The sequence below is a fragment of the Nitratireductor sp. GCM10026969 genome (assembly GCF_042660605.1).
In the GTDB taxonomy this organism is placed as follows: Bacteria; Pseudomonadota; Alphaproteobacteria; order Rhizobiales; family Rhizobiaceae; genus Chelativorans.
In genome coordinates this window covers 12,635-31,086 of record NZ_JBHSUM010000009.1, presented here as the reverse complement: position 1 = coordinate 31,086, position 18,452 = coordinate 12,635, and the positions used below count along the sequence as shown (strand labels likewise).

Annotated in this window: 21 protein-coding genes; 8 read left to right on the top strand and 13 right to left on the bottom strand. The window is 64.0% G+C overall.

All coding sequences use genetic code 11. The features are described from left to right. Window positions 1–66 precede the first annotated feature (66 nt). Window positions 67–639 carry an isopentenyl-diphosphate Delta-isomerase gene (gene idi / locus ACFP9U_RS04080; RefSeq protein ID WP_378619220.1) on the top strand — a complete coding sequence of 191 codons (573 nt, stop codon included), beginning with the start codon at window positions 67–69 and terminating at the stop codon, window positions 637–639. Here idi and cydB read toward each other — a convergent pair. Further along, window positions 633–1,637: a cytochrome d ubiquinol oxidase subunit II gene (cydB, locus tag ACFP9U_RS04075; RefSeq protein ID WP_378619219.1), complete on the bottom strand. Its 1,005-nt coding sequence runs from the start codon at window positions 1,635–1,637 to the stop codon at window positions 633–635. The two genes, idi and cydB, sit on opposite strands and share 7 nt — an antisense overlap. A 5-nt stretch (window positions 1,638–1,642) precedes the next feature. Further along, window positions 1,643–3,079, bottom strand: a complete 1,437-nt coding sequence (locus ACFP9U_RS04070; RefSeq protein WP_378619217.1) for a cytochrome ubiquinol oxidase subunit I — start codon at window positions 3,077–3,079, stop codon at window positions 1,643–1,645. A gap of 285 nt (window positions 3,080–3,364) precedes the next feature. Between ACFP9U_RS04070 and ACFP9U_RS04065 the strand changes: the two genes are divergently transcribed. Further along, the gene (locus tag ACFP9U_RS04065) at window positions 3,365–4,123 is read left to right on the top strand and encodes a TIGR04290 family methyltransferase (RefSeq protein ID WP_378619216.1); all 759 of its coding nucleotides are present in this window, start codon (window positions 3,365–3,367) and stop codon (window positions 4,121–4,123) included. Window positions 4,124–4,132: 9 nt separating this feature from the next. Here the strand turns inward: ACFP9U_RS04065 and ACFP9U_RS04060 are convergent, their stop codons facing one another. The 11 genes from ACFP9U_RS04060 to ACFP9U_RS04010 form a co-directional block, all read right to left on the bottom strand. After that, window positions 4,133–5,194, bottom strand: a complete 1,062-nt coding sequence (locus tag ACFP9U_RS04060; protein ID WP_378619214.1) for a glycosyltransferase family 4 protein — start codon at window positions 5,192–5,194, stop codon at window positions 4,133–4,135. Next, window positions 5,185–6,048: a PIG-L deacetylase family protein gene (locus tag ACFP9U_RS04055; protein WP_378619212.1), complete on the bottom strand. Its 864-nt coding sequence runs from the start codon at window positions 6,046–6,048 to the stop codon at window positions 5,185–5,187. Before ACFP9U_RS04055 ends, ACFP9U_RS04060 begins: the two co-directional genes overlap by 10 nt. Further along, window positions 6,045–6,962, bottom strand: coding sequence for a beta-xylosidase (locus ACFP9U_RS04050; protein WP_378619209.1), 918 nt, complete (start codon window positions 6,960–6,962; stop codon window positions 6,045–6,047). Before ACFP9U_RS04050 ends, ACFP9U_RS04055 begins: the two co-directional genes overlap by 4 nt. 14 nt (window positions 6,963–6,976) lie before the next feature. Next, entirely contained in the window at window positions 6,977–7,819 is an 843-nt protein-coding gene (locus ACFP9U_RS04045) for a nucleotidyltransferase family protein (protein WP_378619208.1), read from the bottom strand. Window positions 7,820–7,822: 3 nt separating this feature from the next. Next, the gene (locus ACFP9U_RS04040) at window positions 7,823–8,929 is read right to left on the bottom strand and encodes a CgeB family protein (protein WP_378619206.1); all 1,107 of its coding nucleotides are present in this window, start codon (window positions 8,927–8,929) and stop codon (window positions 7,823–7,825) included. After that, window positions 8,926–9,543 (bottom strand): histidine phosphatase family protein, encoded by a 618-nt coding sequence (locus ACFP9U_RS04035; RefSeq protein ID WP_378619205.1) that lies wholly within the window; start codon window positions 9,541–9,543, stop codon window positions 8,926–8,928. Before ACFP9U_RS04035 ends, ACFP9U_RS04040 begins: the two co-directional genes overlap by 4 nt. Then, the gene (locus ACFP9U_RS04030) at window positions 9,540–10,643 is read right to left on the bottom strand and encodes an inositol-3-phosphate synthase (RefSeq protein ID WP_378619203.1); all 1,104 of its coding nucleotides are present in this window, start codon (window positions 10,641–10,643) and stop codon (window positions 9,540–9,542) included. Before ACFP9U_RS04030 ends, ACFP9U_RS04035 begins: the two co-directional genes overlap by 4 nt. Window positions 10,644–10,829: 186 nt before the next feature. After that, window positions 10,830–11,165 carry a hypothetical protein gene (locus tag ACFP9U_RS04025; protein ID WP_378619202.1) on the bottom strand — a complete coding sequence of 112 codons (336 nt, stop codon included), beginning with the start codon at window positions 11,163–11,165 and terminating at the stop codon, window positions 10,830–10,832. Between the two features lie 55 nt (window positions 11,166–11,220). Beyond that, window positions 11,221–12,051 (bottom strand): GGDEF domain-containing protein, encoded by an 831-nt coding sequence (locus tag ACFP9U_RS04020; protein WP_378619200.1) that lies wholly within the window; start codon window positions 12,049–12,051, stop codon window positions 11,221–11,223. Window positions 12,052–12,167: 116 nt separating this feature from the next. After that, window positions 12,168–12,707: a thermonuclease family protein gene (locus ACFP9U_RS04015; protein ID WP_378619268.1), complete on the bottom strand. Its 540-nt coding sequence runs from the start codon at window positions 12,705–12,707 to the stop codon at window positions 12,168–12,170. 122 nt (window positions 12,708–12,829) lie between these two features. Then, window positions 12,830–13,369, bottom strand: coding sequence for a thermonuclease family protein (locus ACFP9U_RS04010; protein ID WP_378619199.1), 540 nt, complete (start codon window positions 13,367–13,369; stop codon window positions 12,830–12,832). Between the two features lie 134 nt (window positions 13,370–13,503). Between ACFP9U_RS04010 and ACFP9U_RS04005 the strand changes: the two genes are divergently transcribed. From ACFP9U_RS04005 to ACFP9U_RS03980, 6 genes are read left to right on the top strand one after another with little or no spacing between them, the layout of a single operon-like run. Continuing rightward, window positions 13,504–14,412, top strand: a complete 909-nt coding sequence (locus tag ACFP9U_RS04005; RefSeq protein ID WP_378619197.1) for a lytic transglycosylase domain-containing protein — start codon at window positions 13,504–13,506, stop codon at window positions 14,410–14,412. 13 nt (window positions 14,413–14,425) lie between these two features. Then, window positions 14,426–14,761 (top strand): TrbC/VirB2 family protein, encoded by a 336-nt coding sequence (locus ACFP9U_RS04000; protein WP_378619196.1) that lies wholly within the window; start codon window positions 14,426–14,428, stop codon window positions 14,759–14,761. Window positions 14,762–14,779: 18 nt separating this feature from the next. Next, window positions 14,780–15,079 (top strand): type IV secretion system protein VirB3, encoded by a 300-nt coding sequence (locus ACFP9U_RS03995; RefSeq protein ID WP_378619194.1) that lies wholly within the window; start codon window positions 14,780–14,782, stop codon window positions 15,077–15,079. 3 nt (window positions 15,080–15,082) lie between these two features. After that, window positions 15,083–17,488, top strand: a complete 2,406-nt coding sequence (locus ACFP9U_RS03990; RefSeq protein ID WP_378619192.1) for a VirB4 family type IV secretion/conjugal transfer ATPase — start codon at window positions 15,083–15,085, stop codon at window positions 17,486–17,488. A gap of 28 nt (window positions 17,489–17,516) precedes the next feature. Next, entirely contained in the window at window positions 17,517–18,230 is a 714-nt protein-coding gene (locus ACFP9U_RS03985; RefSeq protein ID WP_378619190.1) for a conjugal transfer protein, read from the top strand. 7 nt (window positions 18,231–18,237) lie between these two features. Beyond that, the gene (locus ACFP9U_RS03980; RefSeq protein WP_378619189.1) at window positions 18,238–18,438 is read left to right on the top strand and encodes a hypothetical protein; all 201 of its coding nucleotides are present in this window, start codon (window positions 18,238–18,240) and stop codon (window positions 18,436–18,438) included. The last annotated feature ends 14 nt before the right edge of the window (window positions 18,439–18,452 follow it).

Below are 18,452 nucleotides of genomic sequence, written 5' to 3'. Positions count from 1 at the left end.
GAACAGAACGCCCACCGCTTCTTTCGGCAGCGGCAAGGGGCGGAGAATTGCAAAGGCCTCCTCCCGATGTCGCATGAAGAACAAGTCATCCTGGTCAGCCCCGACGACAGGGCCGTCGGCGTTGCCGGAAAGCTCGAGGCGCATCGCCGCGGCCTCAGGCATCGGGCGTTTTCGGTCATCCTGTTCAATGGCGAAGGCGAGATGCTGATTCAGAAGCGGGCGGCGGAAAAGTATCATTCCGCCGGGCAATGGGCGAATGCGTGCTGCTCCCATCCGCGTCCCGGCGAGGCGGTGGATGTCGCGGTCGTCCGCCGGCTCCGATGGGAGCTCGGCATCGACTGCCCGGTCATGCCGCTGCAGACGGTCTCCTATTGCGCGCGCGTCTCTTCCGAACTCGTGGAGAACGAGATCGCGCATCTCTTCGTCGGCCGTCATGACGGCACGCTGCGGCCCAATCCGGAAGAGGTCGCGGAGGCGCGCTGGATCGATCCGGACCGCCTCATGCGGGAGGTTGCGGCCGCGCCCGAGCGGTTTACCGTCTGGTTCCGGATTTATCTCGAGCGGTGTGCGCCGTCATTTGCCGCCGCGGCCCGCAAATTGTCGGTCTCCTCGCACAGGGCGCCTGTGGCGCCTCAGTGATATCCTTCGCCGGGCGCGATCTTGCCGCGGAAGACCCAGTAGACGAAAGCGGTGTAGCCGAGGACCAGTGGCAGCAGGAAGATGGTCCCCATCAGGAAGAAGATCTGCGATGCCGGCGCGGCGGCCGTGTCCCAGAAGGTCAGGTGCGGCGGCACCAGATACGGCACGTTGGAAATGACGAGACCGGCATAGCCCAGCAGGAACAGGACGATGGTGCCGAAGAAGGGCAGGCCGTCCTTGCCGGCCTCGATCCAGCGCCACACGCCGAAGGCGGTCAGGGCCGCGGCGAGCGGGATCGGCCAGAGCAGAAAGATGTTCGGCGTGCTGAACCAGCGTTCGGCGACGCGGTCGATCCCCAACGGCGTCCAAACGCTGATCACCGCCATTGCCCCGACCACGCCGAGAAGCAGCGCAGGCGCGTAACGGCGGGCGAACTCGCGCACCGGCCCGCTCGTGCGCATGATGAGCCAGGTGGCGCCGAGGAGGGCGTAGCCCGCCACTACGGCCAGGCCGACGAAGATGGAAAAGGGTGTGAGCCAGTCGAAGGCACCGCCGGCATATTGCCCGTTCTCCACGTCGATACCCTGCAGAAGACCGCCCAGGATCACACCCTGCAGGAAGGCGGCGACGATCGAACCGCCGGCGAAGGCGATGTCCCATATCAGGTGGCCCGGCTTGGCGACCCAGCGGAACTCGAAGGACACGCCGCGCAGGACGAGTGCCAGAAGCATGCCGATGACGGGCAGGTAAAGCGCCGGCATGACGACGGAATAGGCCATCGGGAAAGCGACCCAGAGGCCGCCGCCGCCCAGCACCAGCCAGGTCTCGTTTCCGTCCCAGAAGGGGGCGACCGAATTCATCATCAGGTCGCGCTCTTCCTCCTCGCGGGCAAAGGGAAACAGGATGCCGATGCCAAGGTCGAAGCCGTCGAGAATGACATACATGGCAACCGCGGTGCCGATCAGGCCGGCCCATATGACGGGAAGATACCATTCCATGATCGTCACCCCTTCGGCGCCGTGAGGGGCCGCCCCGGGCCCTCGCCGGATTCGCGGCCGGTCGCTTCGCGCGTGGCTCCTTCGGCGCCCGAAAGCGGCCGGTTCGGCACGCCGGTGGCGGCTTCGGTGGCCCGGCCGACGGGGCCCTTATGGATCAGCCGGTTGATGTAATAGATCCCCATCGCGAAGACGATGCCATAGATGAAGACGAAAAGCGCCAGCGTGCCGGCGACGCTGGCGCCGGGCACGGGCGAGACGGCGTCCACCGTTCGCATATGGTCGTAGACGACCCATGGCTGCCGGCCCTGCTCGGTCACGAACCAGCCGGCGAGGATGGCGATGAAGCCGAGCGGCCACATATAGGAGGTAGAGCGCAGGAAGAAGGCGCTGTCGAAGAGCCGTCCGCGCCACCACAGGTAAAGGCCCCAGAAGCCGACGGCGATCAGCAGCAGGCCGATGCCCACCATGATGCGGAAGGTGAAGAAGACATTGGCGACGGGGGGCCACTCGTCCTCGGGGAAATCCGTGAGGCCGAGATAGGTGCCGTCCCAGTCGTGGGTCAGGATAAGCGCGCCGAGATGGGGGATGGCGACCTCGAAATGGTTGGTGCGCTGTTCCTCGTCGGGAATGCCGAACAGCACCAGATGGCCGGGATCGCTCTCGCTCCAGTGTCCTTCCATCGCCGAGACCTTCACCGGCTGGTGCTCGAGCGTGTTGAGGCCGTGCATGTCACCGATGACGAGTTGCAGCGGTGCGGCGACGGCGATCATGCCGACCGCCATTCTCAACATGGTGCGGCTTTCCTCCTCGTGGCGGCCGGCGATGAGGTAGCGCGCGCCGACGGCGAGCACCACGACCGCCGTCGTCAGATACGCCGCGTTCAGCATATGCGCCAGCCGGTAGGGAAAGCTCGGATTGAAGATCACCTGCAGCCAGTCCACGGGATAGGCGATGCCGTCGCGGATCTCGTGTCCGGCCGGCGTCTGCATCCAGCTGTTGGCGGCCAGGATCCAGAATGCGCTGATCGAGGTGCCGATCGCCACCAGCACGGCGGCAAGGGTGATCAGCCAGTCGGGAAACCGGTTCCAGCCGAACAGCAGGATGCCGAGGAACGTCGCCTCCAGATAGAAGGCCGTCAGCACCTCGTAGCCGATCAGCGGGCCGATCACATTGCCGCTGAATTGCGAGAAGCGGCTCCAGTTGGTGCCGAACTGGTAGGACAGCACGATGCCGGAGACCACGCCCATGGCGAAGGAAACGGCGAAGATCTTGGTCCAGAAGCGCGCCAGCCGGTGGTATTTCTCGTTGCCGGTCCGCAACCAGGTGAGGAGCAGGACCGCGATGAAGGCCGACAACCCGATGGTGAAGGCAGGGAAGATGATATGGAAGGAGACCGTGAAGGCGAATTGGATGCGTGCCAGAAGAACCGGATCAAATTCCATTTCCCCCTCCAATGGCAGCAAGCCGCAACGAACCGGCTCGCGGCGCCATAATCTGCAGGATGGGTGTGCTTGTCCACCCCGCAGGTGTCGCTGCGTGCGAAGGCCGCACCCGGTTCGACAGGACACGCCGGAATTGCCGCGCATGCGGAACTCTTGCAGCCGCGGGAGGTTCTGACGGGAAGACGCCTCAGCAGGGCCGGTGGACAGATGGTTGCGCGACGCCACACCATAGCTGTCCATGGGCCCGGAACGATGCATCTGGGAAGCGCGCAGGAGACAAACGCGATGACGGCCGGCCTGGACGCGGAAGACACGCGCGAGATTCGCAAGCGTATCGAGGAGCTTGGCCCCTGGTTTCACAATATGCGGATTCGCGGCGTCGAAACCGCGCCCGATCACTTCCTCGGCAATTATCCGGCGTGCAAGTGGGAGACCTTCGCGCAGGTGCTGCCGGAGGATCTGACGGACAGGACGGTGCTGGACATCGGCTGCAACGCCGGCTTCTACTCGCTCGAGATGAAACGGCGCAACGCGCGGCACGTGGTGGGCATCGATCACGATACGCACTATCTGCGTCAGGCGGCCTTTGCCGCGGAGCAGGAGGGCTACGACCTCGAACTGCACCAGATGTCCGTCTACGATGTGCCGAAGCTTCAGCGCAGGTTCGACCTGGTGATCTTCACCGGAGTTCTCTACCATCTGCGCCATCCGCTGCTGGCGCTGGATATGATCTACGAGTACGTCGCGGACGATCTGCTTCTCTTCCAAAGCATGCAGCGCGGCAGCGATGGCGTTGCGCAACTGGAGCGAGACTACCCGTTCTCCGAGCAGGCGGTGTTCGACGAGCACACCTTTCCCAAGCTGCATTTCGTTGAGCACCGCTATTGCGGTGACCCGACGAACTGGTTCATTCCCAATCGTGCGGCCGTCGAAGGCATGTTGCGCAGCGCCGGGTTCGCCATCGAGGCGCATCCGGAACGCGAGGTCTATCTTTGCCGGAAGGGTGCGCGGCCGGACTATGTCGATCCGCCGCCTTGCGCCTAGCAGGCGGCCTCAGCCGGTCTTTTCCAATGCGCTTTCTTCACGACCGCGCCGGCTGATACCCCTATAGACATCGAAGTACCGCGCCGTCATCGTTTCTAGCGAGAAGCGCTCGGCCGCGACGGCCCGGCATTCCTCCGAATCGAGGTCGCCGGCGGCAAGGATCGCCTCTGCCATCTCGCGCGCATCCCTGACAAGGAAACCGGTCTTGCCGTGTTCGATGATGGATGGAAGCGCGCCGTTGGGAAGCGCGACGACCGGCGTGCCGCAGGCAAGCGCCTCGATCGCCGCCAGCGAGCTTGTCTCGGCCGCCAGGCTCGGGATGAGCGCGCAGCGCGCAGCGGCGAGAAGGCGCCGTTTGCGGTCGAAGCCGAGCGGGCCGAGAAAGCGGCGGCGTTCGTCGAGAAGAGGCCTGACCCGTTCCTCGAAATAGCATTCATGAGCCGCATAGGGGAAAACCCGGCCACCAATCAGCAGCGGCGTATCGGCCAGGCGGCAGGCTTGAAGGGCGATGTCGATCCCCTTCTCGGGACAGATGCGGCTCAGGACGATCGCGTGCCCGCGCTTGCGGCACGTGGTGGCAAACAGCTTCGGCGAGACGCCGTTCGGTATCGGCGGCAGGAGTTGCGCTCCCGGCGGCCGGGTCGCGTCTTGGGCCTCGGAGACGCAGTGGAGCCGGAGATCGGCGTGCGGGCGGAAGATCGAGGCCGGATACCAGTCGAGCGGCAGGTGGAGGGTGGCAAGCGTGGGAACGCCTTCGGGGAGGTATGCCGGAAAGTCGATGCCGTGCAGATGGACCAGATCGACCGTCTCGTTGTGCACGACCTCGCCAATCGCCGCGCGGTAGGCCGCCCAGGCCCGCTCGCGGGCGGTCTCGTCCAGCCGGCCGCTTTCCACTGCGACGGGTACGAGTTCTCCGGCGGCGGTCGACCCCTCGCAGGCGATCACGATCGAGCGATGCCCTTGTTCGACCAGCGCGTAATCCAGGGCGGACAGCACCTGCTCGGCGCCGCCCACGGCGTCGGGGCCGACGGGGGCGAAGGGGTAGGCCACATTGAGAACTGTCAGAACCATCGCGGCAGGCCGAGTTCGCGGCGCGCCTCTTCGGCGAGGCGAAGCCACGTGTTCCCATCAAGCCCCCAATCGAAGCACTCGTAGAGAAGTTCCCCGCCATTGGGCAATGCCGCAAAATCGTAGCGCGGTGCCGGGCGAAAGCACTCCACCGCGCAGGTGAAGCGGGCAAGGGTACGGTGCTGGCTGGCATGAGCCGAAAGCATTCTGTGTTTGCCCTGCGCCCTTTCGGGCGTGAGGACGATTCTGATCTCCCTGCCGCCGGGATGTGGCCGCAGTGCGAAATCCTGGGCCGTCCAGTTGCCATCGCGTGAATGATACAACGGACATTCAACGATTTCAGGTACGGCGGCACCGCGCTCCTCCAGGAGCCGGCACGCGGCATGGACGATAAGGGCGGTCGCGTCGTGATCCGGATGGCCGCCCTCATAGGCATGGGTGATCACCGTGCGTGTCTGGCTGCCATGGAAGGTCCCGGCCAGCGACCGCGTCAGCGCAGGCATTTGAAAGGCCACCGTCTGGTCGGCCGCGCACAGGGGAAGCAACGCTTCGGCCGGAATGCCGGCCATGGCCACGGCGGCGGCCAGCTCGCGTTTTCGCGCTGCGGCGTAATCTTCGCGGCGGGAGAACCCGTTGGCCAGGGCGTCTGCCATCCCGGCGGGGGCTCCATCCGTCACGTGAAGCAGGCGGATTCCCGGCAGCCGCGGCAGATGCCCGCCGATGGCGATGGTTTCGTCATCGGGATGGGCGAAGACGGCCATTATGCCGCCGCCGTCGATGATCGCGTCTACGGAATTGCCGAGCCGGTCGAGGAAGCGGCAGCCCGCCGGCCGTTTCCGCCCGGCATCGAGCTTCATGCGGCTCCTCTTATGCGGCGTTTGGAGCGGCCCGCGTAGCGCTCGATCATGGACGCACAGAAGTCGGCGTACTCCTCCTTCACGAGCGGCGGGCTCGTGTGATGGGGGGCGATGCCGCGGTGCTCCGGCGTGAAGCAGAAGGTGAGCGTCACGTCGAAATCCTCGATTGCCGCCATCTGCCGGTCGAACCAGTCAAGTGCGTTGGGGCGGAAGCTGTCGGCCCAGGAAAGGCCCGTGCGCAGCGACTTCACGCCCAGCCGCTTCAGCCACTCCACGCCTTTCTCGAGACGCGGATCCTCGAAATGGAACCACTGGCAGATACCGAAATCCGGCGTATGGCGGGCGAATTCCTCCAGCGCGGGCTTCGGCGTGCCATCCTCGCGGATGAGCCCCATGTAGAAGTGCCGGTAATAGGAGGAGCCTTCCGCCTCCTTGTGTCGCGTCGTGGCGCCCCAGGATTGCGGCAGGTCGAACAGGCTGTACCACTGGATGCGCGGCGCGCGCCCCTTGAGCAGCTCCGCCGTGCGCTTCAGGCCCCACAGCTGGACTTCCTCCGCGCCGAACGAGGAGACGCCCACCTCGCTGACCCAGACGGGCAGCCGTGTGAGCGCCTGGATCTCGGCGAGCTTGTCCGGCCATTCGTGGATCGACCACAGGTTCCAGTCGAGCGGGAAGCCGTGGACCGCGACCGCATCGACATGGTCCAGCACCGATCGGCTCTGCATGTTTTGAATAAAGAGCGGGTCGATCGGCGAGATGCCGCCCAGCACCGTGGTGACGTCCGGGTTCGCCTCACGGATTGCATCCGCGGCGCCGACCGCCATGTCGGCGAACAGCGACCAGTCCGGATCGATTTCCAAGTCCCAGTGGGACTTGTTGTTGGGCTCGTTCCATATCATTGCAGCTTCGATCATCGCTCGGCTTTCCCTCAGGTGCGTTGTTCGATCTCGGATGCAGCGTGGACGGACGGCAGGCTGCGTTTCGGCCCGAAAGGTCGTCTGCCGGCAGGCGCGGCCATGGTGACGTGGGTTCCGCCCTCCGCCGCGGGTCGGTCGCTGCGCAGCAACTCGCCGGCGGCGCGGTAACCGGCCAGGGTGCCGACGTCGACATAGGCTTTGCCCGCCTTGATGCCGGCGGCTTCGCCGCCCTGGGCAAGCCATGCATTGACCAGGGTTCCCATATATTCGTCGGCCCGGTCGCGCTCGATCCACAGTCGCCGCAGATCGTGCAGGATCCGGCCCGGCATGCGGAAGGCACCCCACACCCAATGGGTCGAGGGCCGCGCGCGCTTTACCTGGATTTCGCGGACGTGGCCGGCGTCGTCGGTCTCGACCGCATCGAAGGCCGTCGGGTTGTCGACAGGGAAGAGCAAGAAGGAGAGCTTTTGCTCCGGCAGTGCGCGATAGCCGTCGGCAGGCAGCCAGATGGTATCCGGCAGGCCGACGAGCACGTGCTCCTCCGGCGTGATCAGCGGCGCGACGCGGAAGATCGCATCGCACAAGCCCGCCGGCTCGGGCTGGACCACATAGGCGACCGAAGCCGGTCCGTAGCCGCCGCCGTAATATTCCATGATGTCGGACTTGCCCGGCGCGATGACGAAGCACAGCTTGTCGGCGCCGCCGCGGATCATGCGCTCGCACAGATATTCGCTGACGGCGCAGGGGCGTTCCGATTCGCCGTCCAGCCGGCTGCCGACAGGCAGCAGTTCCTTCGAGAAGGCCAGCGGCTGGATACGGCTACCGCTGCCGGCGGCGGGAATGATGCCCCACATCCTTCAGCTCCCATGCATTTGCAATGTTGGCCTGTCATCAGCGGATTCCCGGGCGCGTTCCAGATAGGAAACGAACTCGCCGGCCCGCTTTTGCGAGGTGTGCTCGGCCAGCACGCGGTCACGTGCGCGTGCGGCGATGGTCTTCAGCTCGGCCTCGCTGCGGTCGAGCGCGGCCAGGGTGTCGGCTGCCTGCCGCGCCACGAGGATCTCGCGATCGGGCGCGAAGAAGTGGTCGAGCCCCTCCCACCAGTCCGACAGGACGGGCACGCCGCAGGCCGCGGCCTCGAAAAGCCGGCCGGAAGGACACCACCCCATCTCGGCCATGGCGCGGCGGGTGATGTTGAGGGTCAGCCGGCCCGAGGAATAGAAGGCCGGGTGCTCGTCGGGCGGGAGGTGCCGGACGAAGAAGATGTTTCTCGCCCAGGGAAAATCGTCCGGATATTGCGTGCCGGCTATGACGAAGCGGTTGGCGGGCCGCTTTCGCGCGGGTTCGACGAACAGCTCCACCAGCGCATCCTGCCGGTCGGCGGCATAGGTTCCGATATAGGACAGGTCCGCGGCATAGTGCCGGCGTGGCGTGGTCGGCCTATGCACGGCCGGGTCCACATGGCCGTAGAGCGGCCGCACCAGGCGCGCTGCCAGCCGCTCGCGCAGAGCGTGCAAGGCGCGGCCGCCGGTATAGCTTAGAACGAGATCGAAGTCCCGCAGCCCGCGCTCGCCGATATAGGGCACGCGCTCGCCGCGGTCGAGGGCCGAGAGCGTGACCGGTGTGTCGAGATCATAGAAGACCTTCACGGGCCGTTCGGCCGACAGTGCAAGTTCCGAGGCTTGCACACCGTCCGGGCAATAGGACGTGACGATGGCGGCATCCGCCTCGCGCAGGTGGCGCCGGGCGGCGGGGAGCGCGTCCTTCCAGTTCCGGTAAAGGACGAGCTCGCCTCCCTCGATCTCGAACAGGTCGCGGGCGCCGGCATAGTAGGGCACGTCACGTTCGAAGAAGACAACGTGCCAGCCCTGCTGCGCCAGGGCCCGGATAAGACCACGCCACAGCGTGGCGTGGCCGTTTCCCCAGGAGGAGGAGATCGTCAGGCCGAAAATCACCATCTTCAAGGCACGCCCTCCTCGGCCAGATGGCCGCAATCGTTGAGCGCAAGGATCTTTCCGCCACGCGGCCCGAGCGCAAGCGTGGTGACGGAGGCGGGAGAGATCTCGAAAGCGTGCACGGACTGGAACGGCCGTCCATCAAAGCGGCAGACCGCAGCCTTGATGACGTCGCTATGGCTGACGAGACAGACCGTGGCCCCCGGCAAGCGCTGCGCGAGGCCTTCCATGAAGCCGGTGATGCGCTCGGCGACCATCCGCATGGTTTCGCCGGCCGGCGTGGCCGCGAGGTCCCGCTCGGCGTTCCAGCGGCGCCATTCGGGGTCGTCTTCGAGAGCGGCGAACGTCTTGCCCGTCCAGCGGCCGAAATCGATCTCGTCGAGGGCGGCTGCGCTTTCCGCTTCCACGCCGATGGCGGCGGAAAGGATCTTTGCGGTCTGGCGCGCGCGCGGTTGCGGGCTGGCGAAGAGGGCAGCGATTTGCCCTTCGCGCATATGCCGGACCAGGGCTCCGGCTTGGGCACGGCCGGCCTCGGAGAGGTCTATACCCGGCATCCGTCCGGTGAGGACCGTGCCAACGTGGCCGTGATCCGCGTGTCGCACAAGATGAAAGAGGGTACTCACTGCGCGGTCCTGGTGGGAAATTCGTCATCGCCGGAGATGAAGCGCAAGGTGCGCGCCCGGGCGTCGGCGTCCGTGAACTGCTGGGGCGGCGACTTCATGAAGTAGCTTGAAGGACCGATCAGCGCCCCGCCCAGCCCACGATCGAGCGCGAGCTTCGCGCAGCGCACGGCGTCGATGACCACACCGGCGGAATTGGGCGAATCCCAGACCTCGAGCTTGAGCTCGGCACTGATGGGCACCCCGCCGAAGGCGGTGCCTTCCATCCGGATATAGGCCATTTTCCTGTCGGTGAGCCAGGGGACGTGGTCGCTGGGTCCCACATGGACGTTCTCCGCCGGCATCGGCACGCCGAGCTGGCTCGTCACCGACTGGGTCTTGGAGATCTTCTTCGATTCCAGGCGCTCGCGTTCCAGCATGTTGAGGAAGTCGGTGTTGCCGCCGAAATTGAGCTGGTAGGTCCGCTCCAGCTTGATGCCGCGCTCGCGGAACAGGTTTGTGAGCATGCGGTGAACGATGGTTGCGCCGACCTGGCTCTTGATGTCGTCGCCGATCAGGGGCAGGCCGCGTTCCTCGAAGCGCGCGCGCCATTCCGGGCGCGAGGCGATGAAGACGGGAATGCAGTTGACAAAGGCGCAGCCGGCCTCCAGTGCCCGCTCGGCATACCAAAGGGAGGCCTGCTCGGAGCCGACCGGCAGATAGGAGACGAGCACGTCGGTGCGGCTACGGCCGAGCATCTCGGTCACGTCAGCCTCGGGCTCATCCGACTCCTCGACCAGATCGCTTACATACTGGCCGATTCCGTCCAAGGTTTTGCCGCGCTCGACCTTCACTCCCGTCGGAGCGACGTCTGCAAAGTGCATGGTGTTGTTCGGCGGTGCGAAGATCGCTTCCGAGACGTCGCGGCCGACCTTTGCGGCGCCCACGTCGAAGGCCGAGGAGATCACGACGTCGTCGACCGAGTAGCCACCGAGATCGGTGCTCATCAGGCCGGCGATCGGTTCGTTCGAATGCTTCCCGCGGTAATAGCTCAGCCCTTGCACGAAGGACGACGCGCAGTTTCCAACGCCGACGATTCCGACCCTTAATTCTGCACCTTGCATGCTTCACCTCCAGCTGCCGCAGGGCGGCCGGCGTTGGCCAGAGGCACCGGCCGAACCGCTCCTCACGCTACCAACAACGAGGCGTTGCGTTTGTTCCAGAGATGCTGGTTTCGGCTCCCGCGCCCTTCTGGTGGTTCGACCCGCAACAGGGGCGGTTTCGTATCGCAGCCGGCGATGCCGACCGGCTCAACACGCGTTTTGATTCAGTCCCTTGCGGGCGAGAAGGATGGCGCGGAGATTGCGCCAGCGCTCTTCGGGCAGCGCAAGGTTCTCGAACGCCGCCTCATCAGGCACGCGCATCAGACGGTCGATTTCCCTGTCGTGCAGGTGGGCAATGACGGCGTGTTCCCACACACGCAGTTCGCCTTTGGAGACCGGCCCCTGGTTAAGCCGCGCGCCGAGATCCTCGAGCAGGCGCAGAAGCTCGGCATAGCCCTCCGCCGCAGATCTGCCCGTTGGAGGGACGTGCAGGTCCAGCTTCTGCGGCAAGCCCGAGGGGATGTGGTGATGCCGCGTGGTCATTCCGGCTCTCCGACAGGCGCGATCGGCGGTTTTCGCCGCCCAGACCTGTTGGAATCTAATGCCTGGCGGCCGGCAATGTTCCCCGGCAATCGGGCAGGACCTTGGTCTCCCCGGGGGCGACGCCCTGGCGCGTGTCGTGCGGGTGCTTCTCCTGCGCGAGAGGCTGGATGACGGCGCGGTTGCGGCCGCGATTCTTGGCCTGGTAAAGGCAGAAATCGGCTTCGCGCATCAGGAATGAGGCGGGCTGTCCGCCGATCTCCGCCGCGCCGCCGATGCTGACGGTGAGCGGGACTTTGCTGCCGTCGGAGGCGATGAACTCGATGCACTCCACCTCCCGGCGGATGCGCTCGGCCACCTCCAGAGTTTCGTGCGCATCGGCGTTTATGAGGATGATCCCGAACTCTTCGCCGCCGATCCGCGCGACGATGTCGTTGGCCCGGACGGCCCGGCACAGCGCCTGGCTGATCTTCATCAGCGCCTTGTCCCCCACCAGATGGCCATGCCGATCATTGATCTTCTTGAAGTGGTCCGCGTCGATGATGAGCAGCGAACGTATTTCGGACTTGCGGCGGCTGCTCTTGAGCATGCGGTAGAAGTGTTCGCGGTTGGAGAGACCGGTGAGATGGTCGGTGCGCGTTTTCGCCTCCAGCCGCGCATGGGCGTGCGTCAGCATTTCCAGTTCCTGCGCCAGGCGATGGTTGCGGGCGAAGACGGTCAGGCTGAAGAGGAATGCGGTGCATGCGGCGGCGAGCGCGACAGCGACGGCGAGAAGGGGTGTAAACGGCTCACCGACGGTTGCCCGCGTGTGGATATGGAGCGCAGCGAGCAATCCGGCGGCCGCGGCAGCGAGCGCCGTCAGCCCGGCTTTCAGGAAGACGTCTTTCATTCCCATTCCGCATGCTCGGCGTCCCTTCCGAGAAGCCGGCTTACAGAGATCGAATGAGCATCATCCTTCAAAAACCGTTCGGATTTGAACAATTCCTATCGACGGGCGGTAAACGTTCACCGGTCCCTGCGCACCGGCCGCATGCGGGCATCCCGGAAAGGTGGTGAAATCTCTTTTTCGCGCTCGGCAAGCAGATTGAAATCTGCGATGGGCTTTCGGCGGAGCGTTTTGTCGCGCGCCTTCCGGCGCCATTCCTCCATATCCAGAACGTAAGTTTTCCACATGCCGTAGCGTGCAGCCATGGCATGGCGTTGCGCGCTGAGATAGGCCGCGCGGGACGGGCGCGGCGTGTTTACACGCGCCCACCCCGCCTGCAGCATCTCGGTACCGAGATCCCGTCCGGCCACGCTGCAATAGGCCGTTGCAAGGTTTCCCACATCATAGGCGGTGGTCACGCACCGCACGCTGCTGCCGCCGACCAGGCGCTTCAGCCAGGCCCTGGCCAGGGAACCGCACGGCACGGGTGCGGGCGATTTCGTGTGCTCGCGGTTCTCCCATTCCGGATCGAGCGCCCATTGCGGCAGTTCGCAGGTGTCGAGATCCGTCAGGCGCACCTTCTGCGCGAAGCGGGGGTACCAGAGGGTGCGCCCGTCCATCACGGCCACCCTGCCCTCGAATACGGGGAGGCCGGCGAAACCGTACGCATCAGGCGTCGGCGCGCCAGCGGTGCAGCCTGCCGCCGCGGCCGATGCGCTGACCAGGAGGACGGCAAACCGCTTCATTTTGCGGTCCCATCCACGCCGTGCCGCGCGTTCGTGCTCATGAGAACCGCGGGGTGGACGACGTCGCTGAACTGCCACAGCCCCTCCTTTTTCTTCCGCGCCGTCTGTTCGGCGAGGGCATAGGCCATCTGATAGGGCATTCCTTCCGCGTCGAGCGCCGCAAAGGCGTAGCCGCTGTTGATCAATAAAAGGCCGAGATCGCTGCGTTGCCTGCCGACAGTGGCGTAGCACATGACGTAGGTCAGATCGGGGGTCCGCATAACGGGCGCGCAGACTGGGCTCGTGTCTTCGATGAATGCCGCGAACATGGCCATGGAGGCCTCGCCGCAGTCGCGTTCACGGCCCTGCGTGTCGGTATAGGTGGTGCCGCGGAGGCAGGACTGGACGCCATAGAGCCGGTAGCGCCCCTTGTCATCACGCCAGGTATCGCCGCTTTCGAGCGTGATCTGCGGTCCCAGGTCGAAGTAGCCGGTCGGTGCAGCGACGGCACTGAACGGAGACAAGGCGGCAAGGACGATAAGCAGTGCAGATTTCATCGGTTTCCTCCCTGGATAGCGGGTAGCCAGAACGGTATCAAAAAATCTCTGGATTACTGCGCCAAATACGTATACGTATATGCGGCATTAATCAATGCTGGCTTATAGGGCATCGAGATCGTCAGGGAGGAGCGATGAGAGGTGTGAAGGTTCCAGGCCTTGTGTCCGGGCTGTCCCCGGCGGTGGTTGCCGGGCTTTTTTCGCTGTCGGTTCAGGCATCCGAAAAGGAAAATATTATATTTAAAAACAAAAGTTTAGAAGAGAATGAGGTTCATGTCGAGCTTGCATTGGCTGGTGCCGCCTTCGATGAACGTTGGGGCGCCGGAGAGCCTGCCGCCGCTGCGATCCTGAGAAGGGAAGGAGGCGCTATGGCCTCTGCGGTCCCATCGTATAGCCGACATCAAATCGGTAATGTTTACTTAAATGAGTTAATGTATGTGGACGAGCATTCTGCAACCATAAAGGATGGGGCCCGGAGGCGTTCGCCTGCCACGGAGGATACTGCCGGGGCAAGCGAGGCGCGGTGCGGGCCGGCCCAACTGGAGCCTTCGCAGATCAAGGCCCTGGTCGAGCGCACGGCCGTCAAATACGGGATCGATGCGAAATTCGCTGCCGCCACCGCCTGGGCGGAGTCGGATTTCGGCCGGCATCGCGATTCAGCGGCCGGTGCGCGCGGCACCATGCAGCTCATGCCGGACACGGCTCGTGAGCTCGGGGTGGAGGCCGTCTGCGACCCGGCAACCAATATCGACGCCGGTGTGCGCCATCTGCGCAGGCTGCTCGAAATTTTTCGAAATCCCCTGCTCGCGGCAGCCGCTTACAATGCGGGGGAGGCGGCGGTCCTGGAGCACGGTGGCATCCCGCCCTTCCAGGAGACGCTGCGCTATGTCGCGCGTGTCGTCGATTACCAGATCGGCATCGCGCCCGAAAAGCCGATTGCAGACCGCACGCGGGCCGTTTCGGTGGCCGGTGTCCGGGAGGAGGCGGTCCCGAGCGGTGACGGGGACCAGTTTACGTTTATTGATGGGGTCATGCATTTTTGAGGAGAAATTGCCGATGAACGATATTGCAGCACAAGAACGATATACGAAGGGCCTTGCACTTCTCGTCGTGGCGACAGCGGCACAGCTTCCGTTCGCTGACGCCGCTTTCGCCCAGGCGACGGGCAACTCCGTCTTCACCCCGGTTCAGACGGTACTCCAGGAGATCGTCAATTTCATCACGGGCCCGTTTGGAAGGCTGGCGGCCACCATCGCGGTGATCGGGTTGGGCTTCCTGGCCTTCGCCGGACGCTTGTCCTGGTTCATGGCCGGTGCCGTGATCATTGGAATAGGGCTCGTGTTCGGAGCGCAGGGGATCGTCGATCAGCTCGCCGATATGGCGCAGCGCTAGTCGCCGGAACGAACAGCGATGGCCGAGTTCGAGGACGAAAAGCCGCGCCTGACGCCGCTGGTGATCGGGTTGACCCGCTCCCCGACCCTTTGGGGCGTGCCGTATATGGCGGTCGTGGTCGTTATCGCCGCCACGATCATCGCCTGGCTTGCGACCACGTCGTTCTGGTCGTTTTTGGCGGCGCCCGTCTTCTATCTCGTCCTTTTCGCGCTCTGCGCGTGGGACCATCGTATCCTCGAAATCGCGCAGGTGGTCCTGCGCTGTACCCCGCCGACGCGCAACAGGGCGTTCTGGGGAACCGATTCATACGGGCCTTAGGTGATGCTGAACGTCGTCAGGGAGGAACTGGGTTTCGGCAGGCGGGCGCAGCGGGAGCGGCCGATGTCGACGCACATCCCCCATCTGCGCCATGTTGCCGACAGCGTCGTCAACCTGGACGGTGGCGCCCTCATGTCCGTCATCAAGCTCGACGGCCTGTTTTTTCAGACGGAGGACCAGGCCGAGCTCAACATGCGCTGCGTCGTCCAGAACACTATGATCCGCGCCCTCGGCTCGAGCCGGTTCTCGATCTGGTCGACGGTCGTCCGCCGACAGGTGGACACCGCGCTGGACGGCGAATTCGAGAACGCTTTCTGCGCCTATCTCGACAGGCGCTACACGGAACGGCTGCGCGCCAAGCGCATGTTCACGAACGAGCTCTATCTCACCGTGCTGCGCGCCGGTATGCGCGGCGCGCTCGGTTTCGCCGACCATGCGCACCGGCTTTGGGGCCGTACTTCAGACCGCAACGCAGAGGAACATCGCCTCAAGGCTGCGATCACGGAACTGGAAGAGCTCGTCGGCAACATGACCAACGAGCTGCAGAAGTACGGTGCGCGCGTGCTCGGCATCGTTCAACGCGATGGGTTTCCCTATTCCGAGCCTTGCGAGTTTCTCAACACCATCCTGACGTGCGGCCTGTCGCGTCGCATGCGGCTGCCGCGCATGGGCATTCGCGACTATGTCGGCACATCGCGATTGCATTTCGGCAAGCGGACCATGCAGGCTCAGGCGCCGACCGATCCCGACACGCGCTTCGGCGCGGTGTTGTCGATCAAGGAATATCCGCCCTTCACCGGGCCGGGTATGCTGGACGGCCTGCTGCAGGTGGACCATGAGTTCATCCTCACGCAATCCTTCACGATCGCCGACAAGCCGATCGCCCAGGAGCGCATTACGCGCCTGCAGCGGCAGATCAGCGCATCCGACGAGGCCGGGAGCTCCGTTGAGCGCGACATCGACTTCGCGCTCAACAGCCTGCTCAACCAGGAGGCCGTGTTCGGCTTCCATCACCTGACGCTGCTGGCGCTTTCCCGCGACCGGGACGGATTGAGCCGCGCCGTGTCGGAACTGGGGTCCTGCCTGACAGACATGAACATCAACTGGCTGCGCGAGGACCTGAACATGGAGGCAGCCTTCTGGGCCCAGTTGCCCGGCAACCACAGCTACATCGCGCGCAAAGCGATGCTTTCAAGCGGCAACTTTGCCGGGCTGTCGTCGATGCACAATTTCGCGACGGGGCGCGCGGAGAATCTGCACTGGGGCAGCCCGATCACGATCCTCGAAACGACGTCGCAAACGCCTTATTGGTTCAACTTCCATCAGCGCGATATCGGCCATTTCACGGTCGACGGACCCACCGGCTCCGGCAAGACCGTGGCGCTGGCATTTTTGCTGGCGCAGGCCTTGCGCGTGCGTCCCACGCCCCGGGCGGTCTTCTTCGACAAGGACCGGGGCGCGGAGATCTTCATCCGGGCCGTGGGCGGTGCCTACGAGGTGCTTTCGCCGGATACGCCGACCGGCTTCAATCCGTTGCAACTGGAGAACACGCCGGCGAACCGGACGTTCCTGCAGCGCCTCTTGAAGGCAATGCTCGGCACAGGCGAGCGGCGGGAGTTTTCCCAGCAGGAGGAGGACACGCTGGAACAGGCGATCCGGCGGCTCATGCAGGAACCGGTCCCGCAGCGTACGCTGGCGAACTTCGCCGGACTGCTGATGGGGCGCGCCCGGGCGGACGCCAACGACCTCCATGCGCGCCTGCGACCGTGGGTCGAAGGCGAAAAGGCGTGGCTCTTCAATGCCGCCGAGGACTCACTATCGCTCACGGGACGCAAGATCTTCGGCTTCGACATGACCAGCATTCTGGGCGATCCCGATCTGCAGACGCCGGCTCTCCTTTACATCTATCACCGGCTGGACGAACTGCTGAACGGCGAGCCCGTGATGTTCTTCATGGACGAGGGCTGGCAATTGCTTTCCGACCCGACCTTCTCGAATTACATCGTCGACAAGATGAAGACGATCCGCAAGCTCAACGGCATGGTCGGATTCGGCACGCAATCGGCCGCCGACATCGTCAAGGCCAAGGCCGCGCATACGCTGATCGAGCAATCGGCGACGAATATCCACTTCCCCAACCCGCGCGCCGACGAGGAAAGTTACATCAAGCGCTTCGGGCTGACGGTGAAGGAGTTCAACTTCGTCAAGTTCACGCCGCCGGAAAAACGCACCTTCCTGATCAAGCACGGCAAGGACTCGGTCATTGCCCGCCTCGATCTTTCGGCCATGCCCGACGTGGTGAAGGTGCTGTCCGGCCGCAAGGAGACGATCGAGGAATGTGCTGCGCTGCGTGCAAAGTACGGGGACGACCCGGCGCACTGGCTGCCGAAGTTCTGTGGGTGGGACTAAGATTCTGGTGTAAATGAGGAGCATTGAAGTGAAAATTTCTTTTTATTCTTTAATTCTTATCTTAATATTTTCTAATTCTGCTTACTCTCAGCTGGTGGTTGTTGATCCGGCTGTTGATGGAGATGTTAAGTCTGTTAATTCATCTGTGATAAAAGTAAATGAAAATGCTTCTAAAATTCTAAAAAATAACAAAGATATTTTGAAAACTGTAAAAAAGATAAACAAGCACTGCAAGGGAGATCGAAAGAAGGATGCGAAATCCGCGATCAATCTAGCAATCAATCCAGCGATCAATTTCTCTGCCACGGCCGACCTGGGGGAACTCGTCAAGCAAAAACCCGAGGTGGAAAAGAAGGCCAACGACTTCATTTCCAAGCTTGAAGGGGAGGATAGACAATCCGATGCGAAGAAGCTGTCGGAGAAGACTCCTGCAGAGGTTTCCTATGACGAGCTGAAGAAAACGGTTCGCCGGGTCGCTGCACTGGTCAAGGGGGCGCAAGAATCAGCGTTGGCGCGCAGGACGGCAGTGATCGACGCTACCCAGACCGTCGGGGAGACGTCGGACATCAAGGGCGCCATCGATGCCAATACCCAGGCGCAGATGCAGGAGATGCTCACGATCAATGAGATGATCGGGGTGTTGAACGGCGTCTTGGCCTCGCAACAGGCGGAGAACCAGCGAAAGCTGAGCAATCTCTCGAGCATGAGCAAAGCGCTTAGCTATGGCCGCCGCCGTCCCTAACGTGCGCATGGCGGGCTTGCTCCTGATCGTGCTGGCCTCGCTCGTCGAAGCCGGCTGCTCACAGACGGTGAAGGAGAAGTCCGCCCCCTGCAAACGGCCCGACGGCGTGATGGGTTTCACCGCCGGCCCCGGCGATTGCGGGCCCATGGCGCCGATCAACGAGGACCCGGCCGACGTGCGCGCAGCCCTTGCGGCGATCGGAGGCTGAGATGGAGGAGGCAG